At 66.8% G+C, this 16,741-nt stretch carries 12 protein-coding genes; all 12 read right to left on the bottom strand.

Annotated features, from left to right (window positions below; genetic code table 11):
* Positions 1-124: 124 nt before the first annotated feature.
* The 12 genes from tuf to rplA all read right to left on the bottom strand — a co-directional run bounded on the left by tuf (position 125) and on the right by rplA (position 16,702).
* The gene (tuf, locus tag SALPAC3_RS0117940) at positions 125-1,318 is read right to left on the bottom strand and encodes an elongation factor Tu (RefSeq protein WP_018222580.1); all 1,194 of its coding nucleotides are present in this window, start codon (positions 1,316-1,318) and stop codon (positions 125-127) included.
* Positions 1,319-1,538: 220 nt separating this feature from the next.
* On the bottom strand, positions 1,539-3,635 hold the full coding sequence (gene fusA / locus SALPAC3_RS0117935) for an elongation factor G (protein WP_018222579.1): 2,097 nt from the start codon (positions 3,633-3,635) through the stop codon (positions 1,539-1,541).
* A gap of 74 nt (positions 3,636-3,709) precedes the next feature.
* The gene (rpsG, locus tag SALPAC3_RS0117930; protein WP_012015128.1) at positions 3,710-4,180 is read right to left on the bottom strand and encodes a 30S ribosomal protein S7; all 471 of its coding nucleotides are present in this window, start codon (positions 4,178-4,180) and stop codon (positions 3,710-3,712) included.
* Between the two features lies 1 nt (position 4,181).
* A complete protein-coding gene (gene rpsL, locus SALPAC3_RS0117925; protein WP_007465318.1) occupies positions 4,182-4,556 on the bottom strand; it encodes a 30S ribosomal protein S12 in 375 nt (124 codons plus the stop codon).
* 477 nt (positions 4,557-5,033) lie between these two features.
* Positions 5,034-5,405 (bottom strand): hypothetical protein, encoded by a 372-nt coding sequence (locus SALPAC3_RS0117920; protein ID WP_018222578.1) that lies wholly within the window; start codon positions 5,403-5,405, stop codon positions 5,034-5,036.
* 348 nt (positions 5,406-5,753) lie between these two features.
* Positions 5,754-6,125 carry a hypothetical protein gene (locus tag SALPAC3_RS0117915; protein WP_018222577.1) on the bottom strand — a complete coding sequence of 124 codons (372 nt, stop codon included), beginning with the start codon at positions 6,123-6,125 and terminating at the stop codon, positions 5,754-5,756.
* The gene (locus SALPAC3_RS0117910; protein WP_018222576.1) at positions 6,122-6,493 is read right to left on the bottom strand and encodes a VOC family protein; all 372 of its coding nucleotides are present in this window, start codon (positions 6,491-6,493) and stop codon (positions 6,122-6,124) included. Before SALPAC3_RS0117910 ends, SALPAC3_RS0117915 begins: the two co-directional genes overlap by 4 nt.
* A gap of 114 nt (positions 6,494-6,607) precedes the next feature.
* The gene (locus SALPAC3_RS0117895; RefSeq protein WP_018222574.1) at positions 6,608-10,501 is read right to left on the bottom strand and encodes a DNA-directed RNA polymerase subunit beta'; all 3,894 of its coding nucleotides are present in this window, start codon (positions 10,499-10,501) and stop codon (positions 6,608-6,610) included.
* An 80-nt stretch (positions 10,502-10,581) separates the two neighbouring features.
* Positions 10,582-14,013 carry a DNA-directed RNA polymerase subunit beta gene (rpoB, locus tag SALPAC3_RS0117890; RefSeq protein WP_026185688.1) on the bottom strand — a complete coding sequence of 1,144 codons (3,432 nt, stop codon included), beginning with the start codon at positions 14,011-14,013 and terminating at the stop codon, positions 10,582-10,584.
* Positions 14,014-14,592: 579 nt separating this feature from the next.
* Positions 14,593-14,979: a 50S ribosomal protein L7/L12 gene (gene rplL, locus SALPAC3_RS0117885; RefSeq protein ID WP_018222572.1), complete on the bottom strand. Its 387-nt coding sequence runs from the start codon at positions 14,977-14,979 to the stop codon at positions 14,593-14,595.
* 55 nt (positions 14,980-15,034) lie between these two features.
* Entirely contained in the window at positions 15,035-15,580 is a 546-nt protein-coding gene (gene rplJ / locus SALPAC3_RS0117880) for a 50S ribosomal protein L10 (protein ID WP_018222571.1), read from the bottom strand.
* A 405-nt stretch (positions 15,581-15,985) separates the two neighbouring features.
* Positions 15,986-16,702, bottom strand: a complete 717-nt coding sequence (rplA, locus tag SALPAC3_RS0117875; RefSeq protein ID WP_018222570.1) for a 50S ribosomal protein L1 — start codon at positions 16,700-16,702, stop codon at positions 15,986-15,988.
* Positions 16,703-16,741: the final 39 nt, after the last annotated feature.

The raw sequence follows: 16,741 nt of genomic DNA, 5'->3' as shown, positions 1-16,741 counted from the left end.
TGCGCCCGACTGGTTCCCCCGCCCGGAGGTTCGGCACTGCCGAACGCAAACGGGCGAACCATCGTTACGCAACCTGACTAGTATGCCGCACGAGCGGCGGCACACCTAATCGGGGTTACCTAGCTCACTGGATGATCTTGGTGACGCGGCCCGCGCCAACCGTGCGGCCACCCTCGCGGATCGCGAACTTGAGGTTCTCCTCCATCGCGACGGGCTGGATCAGCTTCACGGTCATCGTGGTGTTGTCGCCCGGCATGACCATCTCGGTGCCCTCGGGGAGGGTAACAACGCCGGTAACGTCCGTGGTCCGGAAGTAGAACTGCGGACGGTAGTTCTGGAAGAACGGCGTGTGGCGGCCGCCCTCCTCCTTGGAGAGGATGTAGACCGTCGCCTCGAACTCGGTGTGCGGGGTGGCGGTGCCCGGCTTGATGACGACCATGCCGCGCTCGACGTCCTCGCGCTTCACGCCACGCAGCAGCAGACCGACGTTCTCACCCGCGCGCGCCTCGTCCAGCAGCTTGCGGAACATCTCGATGCCGGTGCAGGTGGTCTTCGTCGACTTCTCGCGGATGCCGACGAGCTCCACCTCCTCGTTCGGCTTCAGCACGCCACGCTCGGCGCGACCGGTGACGACCGTGCCCCGGCCGGTGATCGTGAAGACGTCCTCGATCGGCATCAGGAACGGCTTCTCGGTCTCGCGCTCCGGCTGCGGGATCGAGGTGTCGACCGCGGTCATCAGCTCCATGAGCTTGCCGGCCCACTCCGGGTCGCCCTCAAGGGCCTTCAGCGCGGACACCCGCACGACCGGCAGGTCGTCACCCGGGTACTCCTGCGAGGAGAGCAGCTCACGGACCTCGAGCTCGACGAGCTCAAGGAGCTCCTCGTCGTCAACCATGTCGCTCTTGTTGAGCGCCACGACGATGTACGGCACGCCGACCTGGCGGGCCAGCAGCACGTGCTCGCGGGTCTGCGGCATCGGGCCGTCGGTCGCCGCGACCACGAGGATCGCGCCGTCCATCTGTGCCGCACCGGTGATCATGTTCTTGATGTAGTCGGCGTGCCCGGGGCAGTCGACGTGCGCGTAGTGCCGCGCCTCGGTCTGGTACTCGACGTGCGCGATCGAGATCGTGATACCGCGGGCCTTCTCCTCCGGCGCCTTGTCGATCTCGTCGAACGGCATGTACGGGTTCAGGTCCGGGTACTGGTCGTGCAGGACCTTGGTGATGGCCGCCGTCAGCGTCGTCTTACCGTGGTCGATGTGACCAATGGTGCCGATGTTGACGTGCGGCTTAGTCCGCTCGAACTTCGCCTTCGCCACTGGTGTCCTCCTGTGGACTTTCTTGGTTCGTTCGCCCCGGCGCGCCGGTCGGCGCTTAGGACTCTGTCGACAGCCTTTCCGGCCTGACGGCCGGGAAGCCATTTGTGAGCTCTGCGGCGATGAAGCCTACAGGCCCAGATTCATGCCCTCCGACCGAGGTGGTCACGGGCGGGAGACCCTCCCGCGACCGCCCCGGCTCATCAACCGGCTCAGGCGAGTGTCACTCGCCGGTCGCCTTGGCGATGATCTCCTTCGCCACCGAGGCCGGGACCTCGGCGTAGGAGTCGAACTGCATGCTGTAGCTAGCCCGGCCCTGGGTCTTCGACCGCAGGTCGCCGACGTAGCCGAACATCTCCGACAACGGCACCAGGGCACGGACGACGCGGGCACCGCCGCGATCCTCCATCGCCTGGATTATGCCTCGACGGGAGTTAATATCACCGACGACGTCACCCATGTTCTCCTCTGGAGTGGTGACCTCAACGGCCATCATCGGCTCGAGCAGTGCCGGATCGGCCTTGCGGGCCGCGTCCTTCAGCACCATCGAACCGGCGATCTTGAACGCCATCTCAGACGAGTCGACCTCGTGGTACTGACCGTCCACCAGCGTCAGCTTCACCCCGACCAGCGGGAAGCCGGCCAGAATGCCGTACTGCATGGCATCCTGCGCACCCGCGTCCACCGAGGGGATGAACTCCCGGGGGATGCGACCACCGGTGACGGCGTTGGCGAACTCGTAGGTTGGAGCGTCGTTGTCCAGGGGCAACGGCTCCAGACTGATGATCACCCGGGCGTACTGGCCGGAGCCACCGGTCTGCTTCTTGTGGGTGTACTCAACCTTCTCCACCTTGCGGCGGATGGTCTCGCGGTACGCCACCTGCGGCTTACCGATGTTCGCCTCGACGTTGAACTCGCGGCGCATCCGGTCCACCAGGATGTCCAGGTGCAGCTCACCCATGCCGGAGATGACCGTCTGCCCGGTCTCGTCGTCCAGCTTGACGCGGAAGGTCGGGTCCTCCTCGGCCAGCCGCTGGATGGCGGTGCTCAGCTTCTCCTGGTCGGCCTTGGTCTTCGGCTCGATGGCCACCTCGATGACCGGCTCCGGGAAGGTCATCGACTCAAGGATGACCGGGTTCGCCGGGTCGCAGAGGGTGTCACCGGTGGTGGTCTGCTTGAGGCCCTGAACCGCGATGATGTCGCCAGCCTTGGCGGAGCCGCGCTCCTCCCGCTTGTTGGCGTGCATCTGGTAGATCTTGCCGATCCGCTCCTTGCGGTCCTTGGTGGAGTTGACCACCTGCGAACCGGTCTCGACCACACCGGAGTAGACCCGGACGTAGGTCAGCTTCCCAAGGTGCTTGTCGGTCTGGATCTTGAAGGCGAGACCGGAGAACGGCTCCGAGGTGGACGGCTTCCGCAGCAGCGGGGTCTCACCGTCGGTCGCGGTGCCCTCGATCGCCGGGACATCCAGCGGCGACGGCAGGTAGTCGACCACGGCGTCGAGCATCGGCTGGACGCCCTTGTTCTTGAAGGCGGAGCCGCAGAGGACCGGGTTGGCCTTACCGGCGATGGTCGCCCGGCGGATGGCAGCCTTGATCTCCTCGATGGAGAAGTCCTCGCCCTCCAGGTACTTCTCCATCACCGCGTCGTCGACGTCGGCCAGCGTCTCCATCAGCTTCTCGCGCCACTCGGTGGCGACGTCGGTCAACTCGGCCGGGATCTCCTCGACCGCGTAGTCCTCGCCCTTCTGGGTTTCCCCACGCCAGGTGAGGGCACGCATGCCGATCAGGTCAACGACGCCGATGTGCTCGGACTCGAGCCCAATCGGGACCTGAAGCACCAACGGGGTGGCGTTGAGCCGGTCCACCATCATCTGGACGCAGCGGAAGAAGTCTGCACCGGTCCGGTCGAGCTTGTTGACGAAGCACATCCGCGGGACGTTGTACTTGTCGGCCTGACGCCAGACGTTCTCCGTCTGCGGCTCCACGCCGGCGACTCCGTCGTAGACCGCGACCGCACCATCCAGAACCCGCAGCGACCGCTCGACCTCGACCGTGAAGTCGACGTGGCCGGGCGTATCGATGATCTGAATCGTGTGGCCCTTCCACTCGCACTTCGTGGCGGCGGAAGTGATCGTGATACCGCGCTCCTGCTCCTGCGCCATCCAGTCCATGACGGCAGCGCCCTCATGAACCTCACCGATCTTGTAGGTGATACCGGTGTAGAACAGGATTCGCTCGGTGGTAGTGGTCTTACCGGCATCGATGTGCGCCATGATGCCGATGTTGCGTACGTTGGCGAGCGCGTCTGCGGCGGCCACTTCAATCCCTACTTATCGTCGTCTCGACACAACTGGTGTGGTTCCGGCGCCGAGACGGCGCCGGAACCCGGGTGTTACCAGCGGTAGTGCGCGAAGGCCTTGTTGGACTCGGCCATCTTGTGAGTGTCCTCGCGCCGCTTGACGGCGGCGCCGAGGCCGTTGCTCGCGTCCAGCAGCTCGTTCATCAGCCGCTCAACCATGGTCTTCTCGCGCCGGGCACGGGCGTAGGTAACCAGCCAGCGCAGGCCCAGGGTGGTGGCGCGGGCGGGACGAACCTCGACCGGTACCTGGTAGGTGGCGCCACCAACCCGACGGCTACGCACCTCGAGCGTCGGCTTGACGTTGTCCATCGCCCGCTTGAGGGTGACCACGGGGTCGGTGCCGGACTTCTCCCGGCAACCCTCCAGCGCCGCGTAGACGAGGGTCTCGGCGAGCTGGCGCTTGCCGCGCAGCAGGATCTTGTTTACCAGCTGGGTGACCAGCGGCGAGTTGTACACCGGGTCAGCGACCAGTGGCCGCCGCGGAGCGGGTCCCTTACGCGGCATGTCAGCTCTTCTCCTTCTTCGCGCCGTAGCGGCTACGCGCCTGCTTGCGGTTGCGGACACCCTGGGTGTCCAGCGAGCCACGCACGATCTTGTACCGCACACCGGGGAGGTCCTTCACCCGGCCACCGCGGACCAGCACGATCGAGTGCTCCTGGAGGTTGTGACCGACGCCCGGAATGTAGGCGGTCACCTCGATCTGGCTGCTGAGCTTGACCCGAGCGACCTTACGCAGCGCCGAGTTCGGCTTCTTCGGGGTGGTGGTGTACACCCGGGTGCACACGCCCCGCCGCTGCGGGGACCCCTTCAGGGCGGGGGTTTTCGTCTTGGTCGTCTTGGCCTGACGGCCCTTTCGGACCAGCTGCTGAATGGTGGGCACCGGGTTTCTCCGCTCCCTTCGGTCGCCAGCAGGCAACCGCGCCGTCTGCTTCTAGCCGGCCGGATGGACGGCTCTCCTACACTCCAACCAGGGCCACCTGCCGGGGTCCCAGCACCCGCGGTCGGGCGTGTCGCCGATTCGCGGTTTCCCGGTCGTCACTCACGGGCGAAAACCGGGTTTGGTCACCGGCGCGAGGCGGCCGGATCTCTGGTTGTCGTCGTGCACCGTGAGAACACCCACGAAGCGAGATCACAGCGCACGCACGAACTGCCCAGGCATGCCTGGGCACAAGAAGAAAGGGTACCTACCACAACCGCGCAGGTCAAAACCGGGCGGCCAGCGGGTTCACCCACCGGTCGAGACCGTTCGGCCTGCGCGCCCGTGCCGGGCACCCACCGAGTGTACCGGCTGCACCCGGCGACGATTCCGCGGCCCTCGGTTCCCCACGCCCCACACAATCAGCCCTAAACCCGACGATCAGGACAACCCCACGAGCAGTGCCAACCCAAGCCCACCCAGGTTGAGCAGCAGCCCGGCACCACCGCAGCTCACTCCGGCCCAGGCCAATCCCCGCCCGGAGAACCGGACCGCCGGCGGCGGCATCCGCCGACGGATCTGCCGCAGGCCGAAGAAGCCGACACCAACAGCGCCCGCCCCGGTAAGGACGCCCAACATGGCGAAGGCTCCCGCAGCCCACGCACCGTCCCCACCCGCCCCAATCACGCCGAAACCGACCACCGGCAACGAGACCAGAATCGAAACAATCCCCACGACCAGGGACCCCACCGCGAGACCGGAGGTGACCGCCGGCACGTCGAGGTGCACAACCCCGAACGGCGTACCCGGCACCGGATGAATCTGACTCGGCCGACCCAGCGCCTCCCGCGGTGGCGGCGGAGACACCACCGGCAGGGGGCCCCAACCGGGCGTTGCGGTCGGTGGCGTGCCCGCCGGACCGGACGGCGCTGGTGGCCGGGCCCACGGGTCTGGCGTCGGCGCCCGCAGCGGTGATGGCGGGGGCGCCCCCTCGACTGGCCCCTGCGGCCCGCCGGGCGCCGTCGGGTCGGTGCCCTGTGGGCGTGCCGGATCGGTCACAGGTCCTCCAGGTCGGCAGTCGACGCCCAAGCGCCGAACATCGGTCAGGCTACCGCTGCGCGGCCCACGGGCGGTGCCCGACTTGGTCAACGCTGCCAACGGTCAGTCCATGTTCGGGGCGAAATCCTGGCCGTAGGGAGCCTCCGCCAGCCGAATGACACCCATCACCACCAGGACGGTCAGCACAACCATGGTCAGCACCAGGCCGGTCCAGGCCAGTCGCTCCCCCCGCCGCAGCCACGCCGCTCCGGTGAGAAACCCCCCAGACCGGTACGCCTCACGACGCGCCTGTCGCGCCAACACGAGTGCCACGGTGGCCGGCACCACTCCCCCGACGAACAGGCCGGTCAGGGCCCCGAACAGCCCGAGCGCGAAGACCGCCCGCGCCTTGGTTGACCGCACCGGCTCGGGGTCCTGCGGGTGCCGGGGCAGCCCCAGCAGGGCGACCGGGGTGGGCTCGGCAGCGGTGCTCATGCCCCCATCATGCCCGGACCTGGATAGGAACAGACCTCGAGCCGGTTACCCAGCGGATCACGAAACCAGAACCAGATCACTGGCTGGTCCGGGGCCTGATTCAGCTCACCGACCTCGGCCCCACGCTCGATCAGCCACCGCCGGGCGGCGACGGCGTCGGGGGCGTGAAAGTTGAAACCGGACCACTCGCCTCCCGCCGGGTTGATCAGAGTCACCGGCGGGCCCTCGGGGGCCTGGAGCACCACGATGTGCGAGGTGCGGAAGCGCTCGGGCCAGCCCAGGGTCTCCTGGTACCACTGCGCCACGGCATGTGGATCATCGACCTTGACGAAGACGGTGTCTACCCTACGCAGCGGACTGTCGGACATGCCGAGGACGGTAGCGGCCGGCACCGACACCGACACCGACACCGACACCGACACCGACACCACCGAACACGACGCGGCCCCCGGCAACGCCGGGGGCCGCGTACAGCACGGGGTCTAGCGGTACGACCCGAAGTCGAAGTCGTCCAGCGGGACCGCCTGGCCACTGGCCGGCCCGAAGCCGTAATCGGTCTCCGGGTAGCCGGTCATCGAGTAGACCTTGGCCTTCGCCTCCTCGGTCGGCTCGACCCGGACGTTGCGGTACTTGCTGATGCCAGTACCAGCCGGGATGAGCTTACCGATGATCACGTTCTCCTTGAGACCGATCAGCGAGTCGCTGCGGGCGTGGATCGCTGCGTCCGTCAGCACCCGGGTGGTCTCCTGGAAGGAGGCCGCCGAGAGCCAGGAGTCGGTGGCCAGGGAGGCCTTGGTGATACCCATCAGCACCGGACGGCCAGCGGCAGGCTCGCCGCCCTCGGAGACGAGCCGGCGGTTCTCCGACTCGAACAGCGCCCGGTCCACGAGTACGCCCGGCAGGAACTCGGTCGAGCCGGAGTCGATCACCGTCACCCGCTTGAGCATCTGCCGGATGATGATCTCGATGTGCTTGTCGTGGATGAGCACACCCTGCGAGCGGTAGACCTCCTGGACCTCCTGGGTCAGGTGGACCTGGACCGCACGCGGACCGAGGATGCGAAGCAGCTCGTGCGGGTCGATCGTGCCGACCGTGAGCTTCTCGCCGACCTCGACGTGGTCGCCGTCGTTGGCCAGCAGTCGCACCCGCTTCGAGATCTTGTCGTAGGCGATCTCGTCGCTGCCGTCGTCCGGCACCACAATGATCTTCCGGGACCGCTCGCCATCCTCGATTCGGACCCGACCAGGGGTGTCCGCGATCGGAGCCTTGCCCTTCGGGATACGAGCCTCGAAGATCTCCTGGACCCGGGGCAGACCCTGGGTGATGTCCTCCCCAGCGACACCGCCGGTGTGGAAGGTACGCATCGTCAGCTGCGTACCCGGCTCACCGATCGACTGGGCGGCGATGATGCCAACCGCCTCGCCGACGTCCACGGTCTTGCCGGTCGGGAGCGAACGGCCGTAGCAGGCCCCGCAGACGCCCAGCTTCGACTCACAGGTGAGCACGCTGCGGACTCGGACGGACTCCACTCCGGCGGCGACGATCTTGTCCACCAGAATCGAGTTGATGTCCGCGCCCCGCTCGGCGACGACGGTGCCGTCCGGCCCCTTGATGTCGTCAGCCAACGTGCGGGCGTGCACGCTGGTCTCCGCGTGCTCGTGCACGGCCAGCGAACCGGCGTCGCCGGCGTGCTGGCCCACCTGCATCGGAATGGCCCGGTCGGTGCCGCAGTCCTCCTCGCGAATGATCACATCCTGCGAGACATCCACCAGACGACGGGTCAGGTAGCCCGAGTCGGCGGTACGCAGGGCGGTGTCCGCCAGACCCTTACGGGCACCGTGGGTGGAGATGAAGTACTCCAGTACCGACAGGCCCTCCCGGTAGGAGGCCTTGATCGGACGCGGAATGATCTCACCCTTCGGGTTCGCCACCAGGCCACGGATCGCGGCGATCTGCCGGAGCTGAAGCAGGTTACCGCGGGCCCCCGAGTTGATCATCTTCCAGAGCGGGTTCTCCTGCGGTAGCGCGGTGTCCATCTCCTTGGCGACCTCGTTGGTCGCCTTGGTCCAGATCTCGATGAGCTCACCGCGACGTTCCTCGGCGGTCATCAGACCACGCTGGTACTGCTTGTCGATCCGGTCGGCTTCCTTCTCGTACCGACCAAGGATCTCCCGCTTACGCGGCGGCGCGAGGACGTCCTCCATCCCGATGGTGACGCCGGACCAGGTGGCCCAGTGGAAACCGGCTTCCTTGAGACCATCCAGGGTGGCCGCGAGGGCGACCTTCGGGAACCGCTCGGCGAGGTCGTTGACGATCGCGGAGAGCTGCCCCTTGCGGATCTCGTAGTTCACGAACCGGTAGCCCGGCGGCAGGGTCTCGTTGAACAGAACCCGGCCGAGCGTCGTCTCCACCGTGATCGGGTCGCCCTCGACCCAGCCCTCCGGCGCGGTCCACGGCTCGGCACCGGGGCCACTCTCGACCCCGACGAGGCCCCGCAGCCGAATCTTCACCGGCGCCTGCAGGTGCAGTTCACCGTTGTCGAACGCCATCCGGGCCTCGGCGTCCGAGCTGAACGCCCGGCCCTCGCCCCGCTCACCCGGAGTGAGGTGGGTGAGGTGGTAGAGACCGATGATCATGTCCTGGGTGGGCATGGTCACCGGCTTGCCGTCAGCCGGCTTGAGGATGTTGTTGGACGAGAGCATCAGGATCCGCGCCTCGGCCTGCGCCTCGGCGGACAGCGGCACGTGGACCGCCATCTGGTCACCGTCGAAGTCAGCGTTGAACGCGGTGCAGACCAGCGGGTGGATCTGGATCGCCTTGCCCTCGACCAGCTGCGGCTCGAACGCCTGGATACCCAGTCGGTGCAGGGTCGGCGCCCGGTTGAGCAGCACCGGGTGCTCGCCGATGACCTCCTCGAGCACATCCCAGACGACCGGCCGCTGCCGCTCGACCATCCGCTTGGCGGACTTGATGTTCTGGGCGTGGTTGAGGTCCACCAGCCGCTTCATCACGAACGGCTTGAACAGCTCCAACGCCATCTGCTTGGGCAGGCCGCACTGGTGCAGCTTGAGCTTCGGACCGACCACGATAACCGATCGGCCCGAGTAGTCGACCCGCTTGCCGAGCAGGTTCTGCCGGAACCGGCCCTGCTTGCCCTTGAGCATGTCGGACAACGACTTGAGCGGACGGTTACCCGGACCGGTGACCGGTCGACCACGACGGCCGTTGTCGAACAACGCGTCAACGGCCTCCTGGAGCATCCGCTTCTCGTTGTTCACGATGATCTCGGGAGCACCGAGATCGATCAGCCGCTTGAGCCGGTTGTTCCGGTTGATCACCCGGCGGTAGAGGTCGTTCAGGTCGGAGGTCGCGAAGCGGCCACCGTCGAGCTGCACCATCGGGCGCAGGTCCGGCGGGATGACCGGGACGCAGTCCAGCACCATGCCGAGCGGCGAGTTGCTGGTGTTCAGGAACGCGGCGACCACCTTGAGCCGCTTGAGCGCCCGAATCTTCCGCTGGCCCTTACCGGTGCGGATGGTCTCCCGCAGGCTCTCCGCCTCGGTGTCGAGGTCCATGTTCTGGACCAGGGCCTTGATCGCCTCGGCCCCCATCCCGCCGGTGAAGTACTCGCCGAACCGGTCGCGCAGCTCCCGGTAGAGCAGCTCGTCGGTGACCAGCTGCTTCGGCTCCAGCTTGCGGAAGGTTTCCAGCACCTCGTCCAGGCGGTCGATCTCGCGCTGGGCCCGGTCGCGGATCTGGCGCATCTCGCGCTCTCCGCCCTCCTTGACCTTGCGCCGGACGTCCGCCTTGGCGCCCTCGGCCTCCAGCTCGGCGAGGTCGGCCTCCAGCTTGCCCGCCCGCTTCTCGATCTCCGAATCCCGGCTGTTCTCGGACTGCCGCTTCTCGGCGAGAATCTCGTTCTCGATCGTGGCCAGATCCCGGTGACGCGCGTCGGCGTCCACACTCGTCACCACGTACGAGGCGAAGTAGATAATCTTCTCGAGGTCCTTGGGGGCAAGATCCAGCAGGTAGCCCAGCCGGCTCGGCACGCCCTTGAAGTACCAGATGTGGGTCACCGAGGCAGCGAGCTCGATGTGCCCCATCCGCTCCCGGCGGACCTTGGACCGAGTCACCTCAACGCCGCAGCGCTCACAGATGATGCCCTTGAAACGGACTCGCTTGTACTTACCGCAGTAGCACTCCCAGTCCCGCTGAGGACCAAAGATCTTCTCGCAGAAAAGCCCGTCCTTCTCCGGCTTGAGAGTGCGGTAGTTGATCGTCTCCGGCTTCTTGACCTCGCCGTGGGACCACTGCCGGATGTCGTCGGCGGTGGCGAGGCCGATGCGCAGCTCGTCGAAGAAGTTGACGTCGAGCACGTTATATCCCTCGTGTCGTGTCTGATCTCTAGCTAGCTCTCGGCGGGGTTGCGGGCCGGCCGGCCCGCAACCCTCGCCACTCACACCTCTTCGACCGAGCTCGGCTCACGCCGGGACAGGTCGATGCCCAGCTCCTCCGCGGCCCGGAACACCTCGTCGTCGGTCTCCCGCATCTCCAGGGCCACACCGTCGCTGGAGAGCACCTCGACATTGAGGCAGAGCGACTGAAGCTCCTTGAGTAGCACCTTGAACGACTCCGGAATGCCCGGCTCCGGGATGTTCTCGCCCTTGACGATCGCCTCGTAGACCTTCACCCGGCCGAGGACGTCATCGGACTTGATGGTCAGCAGCTCCTGCAGTGCGTACGCGGCACCGTACGCCTGCATCGCCCAGCACTCCATCTCACCGAAGCGCTGGCCACCGAACTGCGCCTTACCACCCAGCGGCTGCTGCGTGATCATCGAGTACGGACCGGTCGACCGCGCGTGAATCTTGTCGTCGACCAGGTGGTTGAGCTTCAGGATGTAGATGTAGCCGACCGCGATCGGGTCCGGCAGCGGCTCACCGGAGCGACCGTCGAAGAGTTGGGCCTTACCGGACGAACCGATCAGCTGCTTGCCATCCCGGTTGGCCCGGGTGGACGCGAGCAGCCCGGAGATCTCCTCTTCGCGGGCACCGTCGAAGACCGGGGTGGCCACGTTGCTGTCCGGCTCGGACTCGTCGGCACTGATCGCCTGGAGCTGCCGCTTCCACTCGGCGTCGTCACCCTCGACCTTCCACCCGGTCTTGGCCACCCAACCGAGGTGCGTCTCCAGCACCTGGCCGATGTTCATCCGGGATGGCACACCGAGCGGGTTCAGCACGATGTCGACCGGGGTTCCGTCCTCAAGGAACGGCATGTCCTCCACCGGCAGGATCTTGGAAATGACACCCTTGTTGCCGTGCCGGCCGGCGAGCTTGTCGCCGTCCTGGATCTTCCGCTTCTGAGCGACGTAGACCCGGACCAGTTCGTTGACGCCCGGCGGCAGCTCGTCGCCGTCCTCGCGGGAGAAGGTACGCACCCCGATGACCGTGCCGGTCTCGCCGTGCGGCACCTTCAGCGAGGTGTCCCGGACCTCGCGCGCCTTCTCGCCGAAGATCGCGCGGAGCAGCCGCTCCTCGGGGGTCAACTCGGTCTCACCCTTGGGCGTGACCTTACCGACCAGGACATCGCCGGGGACGACCTCGGCACCGATCCGGATGATGCCCCGCTCATCGAGGTCGGCGAGCATCTCCTCGCTGACGTTCGGGATGTCGCGGGTGATCTCTTCCGGCCCAAGCTTGGTGTCCCGGGCGTCAACCTCGTGCTCCTCGATGTGAATCGAGGTCAACACGTCCTGCTGCACGAGGCGCTGCGACAGGATGATCGCGTCCTCGTAGTTGTGGCCCTCCCAGGTCATGAACGCCACGAGCAGGTTGCGCCCGAGCGCCATCTCGCCGTCGTCGGTACACGGACCGTCGGCGATCACCTGGCCGGCCTCGACCCGGTCCCCCTCGAACACGACCGGCTTCTGGTTGACGCAGGAGCCGGCGTTGGAACGGCGGAACTTGTGCAGCAGGTAGGTGCGGCGGTGGCCGTCGTCCTGGTGCACGGTGATGTAGTCGGCGCAGAGGTCCTCGACGACACCGCCGAACTCGGCGACCACCACGTCACCGGCGTCCACCGCGGCCCGGTACTCCATGCCGGTACCGACCAGCGGCGCCTCGGCCTTGACCAGCGGCACCGCCTGACGCTGCATGTTCGCGCCCATCAGCGCGCGGTTGGCGTCGTCGTGCTCGAGGAACGGGATCATCGCGGTCGCGACCGAGGTCATCTGTCGCGGCGACACGTCCATGTAGTCCACGGCCGCCGGGGCCACGTCCTCGGTCTCGCCACCCTTACGACGGACCAGGACGCGATCCTCGGCGAACGAGCCGTCCGCCCGCAGCGGTGCGTTGGCCTGCGCCTTGACGAAGCGGTCTTCCTCGTCCGCGGTCAGGTAGTCGATCTGGTCGGTGACCCGACCGTCAACGACCTTCCGGTACGGCGTCTCGATGAAGCCGAACGGGTTGACCCGGGCAAAGGTGGACAGCGCGCCGATCAGCCCGATGTTCGGGCCTTCCGGCGTCTCGATCGGGCACATCCGACCGTAGTGCGACGGGTGTACGTCGCGGACCTCGAATCCGGCCCGCTCCCGGGACAGACCACCGGGGCCGAGAGCACTCAGCCGACGCCGGTGGGTGAGGCCCGCCAGCGGGTTGGTCTGGTCCATGAACTGGGACAGCTGCGACGTGCCGAAGAACTCCTTGATCGCCGCCACCACCGGACGGATGTTGATCAGAGTCTGCGGCGTGATCGCCTCGACGTCCTGCGTGGTCATCCGCTCCCGAACGACCCGCTCCATCCGGGACAGGCCGACCCGGACCTGGTTCTGGATCAACTCACCCACGGTACGTAGCCGACGGTTACCGAAGTGATCGATGTCGTCGGCCTCGTAGCCCTCCTCCCCGGCGTGCAGCCGGCAGAGGTACTCGACGGTGGCGACGATGTCGTCCTGGGTGAGCACCCCGGTGTCGATCGACAGGTCCAGTTCGAGCTTCTTGTTGAACTTGTACCGGCCGACCTTGGCGACGTCATACCGCTTCGGGTTGAAGAAGAGGTTGTCGAGCAGGGTCTGGGCGTTCTCCCGGGTCGGCGGCTCACCCGGACGCAGCTTGCGGTAGATGTCCAGCAGCGCCTCGTCCTGGCTGGCGATGTGGTCCTTCTCGAGCGTGGTCATCATCAGCTCGGACCAGCCGAACCGCTCGCGGATCTGCTCCGCCGTCCAACCGATCGCCTTGAGCAGCACGGTGACGGCCTGCCGACGCTTACGGTCGATGCGCACCCCGACCGTCTCGCGCTTGTCGATGTCGAACTCCAGCCAGGCACCCCGACTGGGGATGACCTTCACGCTGGAGAGGTCGCGGTCGGAGGTCTTGTCCGGCTGCTTGTCGAAGTAGACACCCGGCGACCGGACGAGTTGGCTGACGACGACGCGCTCGGTACCGTTGATGATGAAGGTGCCCTTCGGCGTCATCATCGGGAAGTCACCCATGAACACCGTCTGGCTCTTGATCTCGCCGGTGGTGTTGTTGGTGAACTCCGCGGTCACGAAGAGCGGGGCGCAGTAGGTGAGATCCTTCTCCTTGCACTCCTCGATCGAGGCCTTGACCTCGTCGAAGCGTGGGGCCGAGAAGGAGAGTGACATAGTGCCGGAGAAGTCCTCAATGGGACTGATCTCGTCGAGAATCTCCGCGAGACCCGAGCGCGCGTGCGGATCGTCCGCCGACCGGCCCTGCCACGCCTCGTTGCCAACCAACCAGTCAAAAGACTCGGTCTGAATGGCAAGGAGGTTGGGGACCTCGAGGTGTTCGGTAATCCGACCGAAAGAAACTCGGCGGGGAGCGAAAGCGCTCGACGTACGACTGGTCTTCGCAGGGCGGGAAGCTGCCAAGATGCGTCCTTCCGAGGACCGGTGCTGCAGAACGGCTGGTACGCGCGCACTCCAATAACCCCACCAGAAATATCCACAATCGGACATTTCCGAGCAGGGGTAAATTCGGAAGGCAGCGCAAACTAGCAGTGTAGCCGAGAGGCTGGCCGCTGTCCAGCCAACCCCGCAGGTCATCGCGGAACGCGCCTCGGAACCTCATGCCGGGCCGCTCGGAACGCGACACTCCCACCGGGCCACCTTGCGGCCGTCGGGCGACTCGCCGAGCCCGCACCCACGTGGCGACCGTTGCAAGCGCGGAAAGTCTTGCTGGTTTCAGCGTGCCTGCCGGGCCCGGCCGCGTCAAGAGCCGGCTACCGCCAGCTGCGACCCACCGCTCCCCGTCGGCGCCGGAGACCCGGCGCAGCTGCGTGGGCGGACCGACAGGCCAGGCTCCAACCAACCGCGCCTACCGCCCAGCTCGGCTGGGCGGTAGGCCACCAACACGGGCGGGCGGCGATCCGCTGACCGGATCGCCGCCCGTCGTGCCGCAGGGTGCCCCGGCACACGTACACCGGACACCCCACCGGGGTTAGCACAAGGTCACTTGAGGGTGACCTTGGCGCCCTCGCCCTCGAGCTTGGCCTTGGCCTTGTCGGCGGTCTCCTTGTTGGCCTTCTCCAGGATCGCCTTCGGCGCGGACTCAACCAGGTCCTTGGCCTCCTTGAGGCCCAGGCCGGTCAGCTCACGCACGACCTTGATGACCTGAATCTTCTTGCCACCGTCGGCCTCGAGGATGACGTCGAACTCGTCCTGCTCCTCCTCGACCGGGGCAGCAGCACCGGCGGCCGGGGCGCCAGCGGCCACGGCGACCGGAGCCGCGGCGGTGACCTCGAAGGTCTCCTCGAACTGCTTCACGAACTCAGAGAGCTCGATCAGCGTCATCTCCTTGAACGCGTCGAGCAGCTCGTCGGTGCTGAGCTTCGCCATGTCTGGCGTCCTTTCTCAAGTGGTGTTGCTAAGAATCGTGTGCACCGGGGCAGCCTCAGGCCGCCTCGGCGCCTTCCTTCTCGCGCTTGTCCTGCAGGGCAGCCGCCAGGCGGGCCGTCTTGGCCATCGGCGCCTGGAACAGCGACGCGGCCTTGCTCAGGTTGCCCTTCATGGCACCGGCCAGCTTGGCCAGCAGCACCTCGCGGGACTCCAGGTCGGCGAGCTTCGTGACCTCGGCCGCAGTGATGGCCTTGCCCTCGAAAACACCGCCCTTGATGACCAGCTTCGGGTTGGTCTTCGCGAAATCGCGAAGACCCTTGGCCGCCTCGACGACGTCGCCCGAAACGAAAGTCAGCGCGGTAGGACCGGTGAACAGCTCATCGAGCCCGGAGATACCCGCGTCCGCCGCGGCACGCTTGGCCAGCGTGTTCTTGGCGATCGTGTAGGTGGTCTCCGTGCCGAGCGAGCGCCGCAGCTGGGTGAGCTGGGAGACCGTCAGACCACGGTACTCGGTCAGCACGGTCGCGCCCGCGTTGCGGAAGCTCTCGGTCAGCTCGACGACGGCCGTGGCCTTGTCGGCCCGGATCGGCTTGTCCGCCATGTCCCTCCTCTCTCGTTACTCCAGGCTGGTCACCGTCATCGGCGGTAGCCGACGGCGGATCCGGAGGAACACCGCAACGAGAAAAGCCCCGGCGCAGGGCGCACGGGGCGAAAGGCTGGGCCTGGAACCACAGTCGGCGGACCGTGGGAGACAACCTGTTTTCGCTTGCCGCCCTGCGCGGGTCGCCCGTCATCGCGGAACCTTCGACCGTGCCGAGGCACGGTGACCAGCGGTCTCTGGGTGGAACTTCGCGACAAGAATACGCGATCCCCGCCGGGGCCGCCACACCGCCCCACCCGGCCTGCCCCAGCCCCCACACGTCAGGGTCCTCGGTGGCGACAAGTCAGCCAGAAAGCCGAACGGGGCCCCACCAGCTGGCAGGGCCCCGTTCGAACGCAGTCGTGCTCAGCCCTCGGCGGAGCCCTCCTGCAGGTTCTTCACCACGTTCGGGTCGACCGGAACACCCGGGCCCATCGTGGTGGTGAGGGTGACCTTCCGCAGGTACTTACCCTTGGCCGCGGACGGCTTCACCCGCAGGATCTCGTCGAGGACCGCCGCGTAGTTCTCCACCAGCTGGCCCTCGGAGAACGAGGCCTTCCCGATGATCAGGTGCAGGTTGGAGTGCTTGTCCACCCGGAAAGCGATCTTACCGCCCTTGATGTCCGCGACCGCCTTGGCGACATTCATCGTCACCGTGCCGGTCTTCGGGTTCGGCATGAGACCGCGCGGGCCCAGGATCCGCGCGATCCGACCAATCTTGGCCATCTGGTCCGGCGTGGCGATCGCCGCATCGAAGTCGAGCCAGCCGCCCTGGATCCGGGCGACCAGCTCGTCCGTGCCCACCTCGTCGGCGCCGGCGGCAACGGCCTCCTCGGCCTTCGCACCGGCGGCGAACACGATCACACGCGCGGTCTTACCAGTGCCGTGCGGCAGGTTGACCGTGCCGCGAACCATCTGGTCCGCCTTGCGCGGGTCGACGCCGAGGCGCATCGCGACCTCGACCGTGGCGTCGAACTTGACGGAGGTGCTCTCCTTGGCCAGCTTGACGGCCTCGGCGGGGGTGTACAGCTTCGACCGGTCGATGGCCGCAGCCGCCTTACGGTAGTTCTTGCTGTGCTGCATCTGTGGTTACTCCTGTGGTCTCTGGCGGGCCGCGGTGCT

This window comes from Salinispora pacifica DSM 45544, from assembly GCF_000378845.1.
GTDB classification, from domain to species: Bacteria; Actinomycetota; Actinomycetes; order Mycobacteriales; family Micromonosporaceae; genus Micromonospora; species Micromonospora pacifica.
The sequence above is the reverse complement of the archived record's forward strand: the minus strand, read 5'-3'. Positions and strand labels throughout refer to the sequence as shown.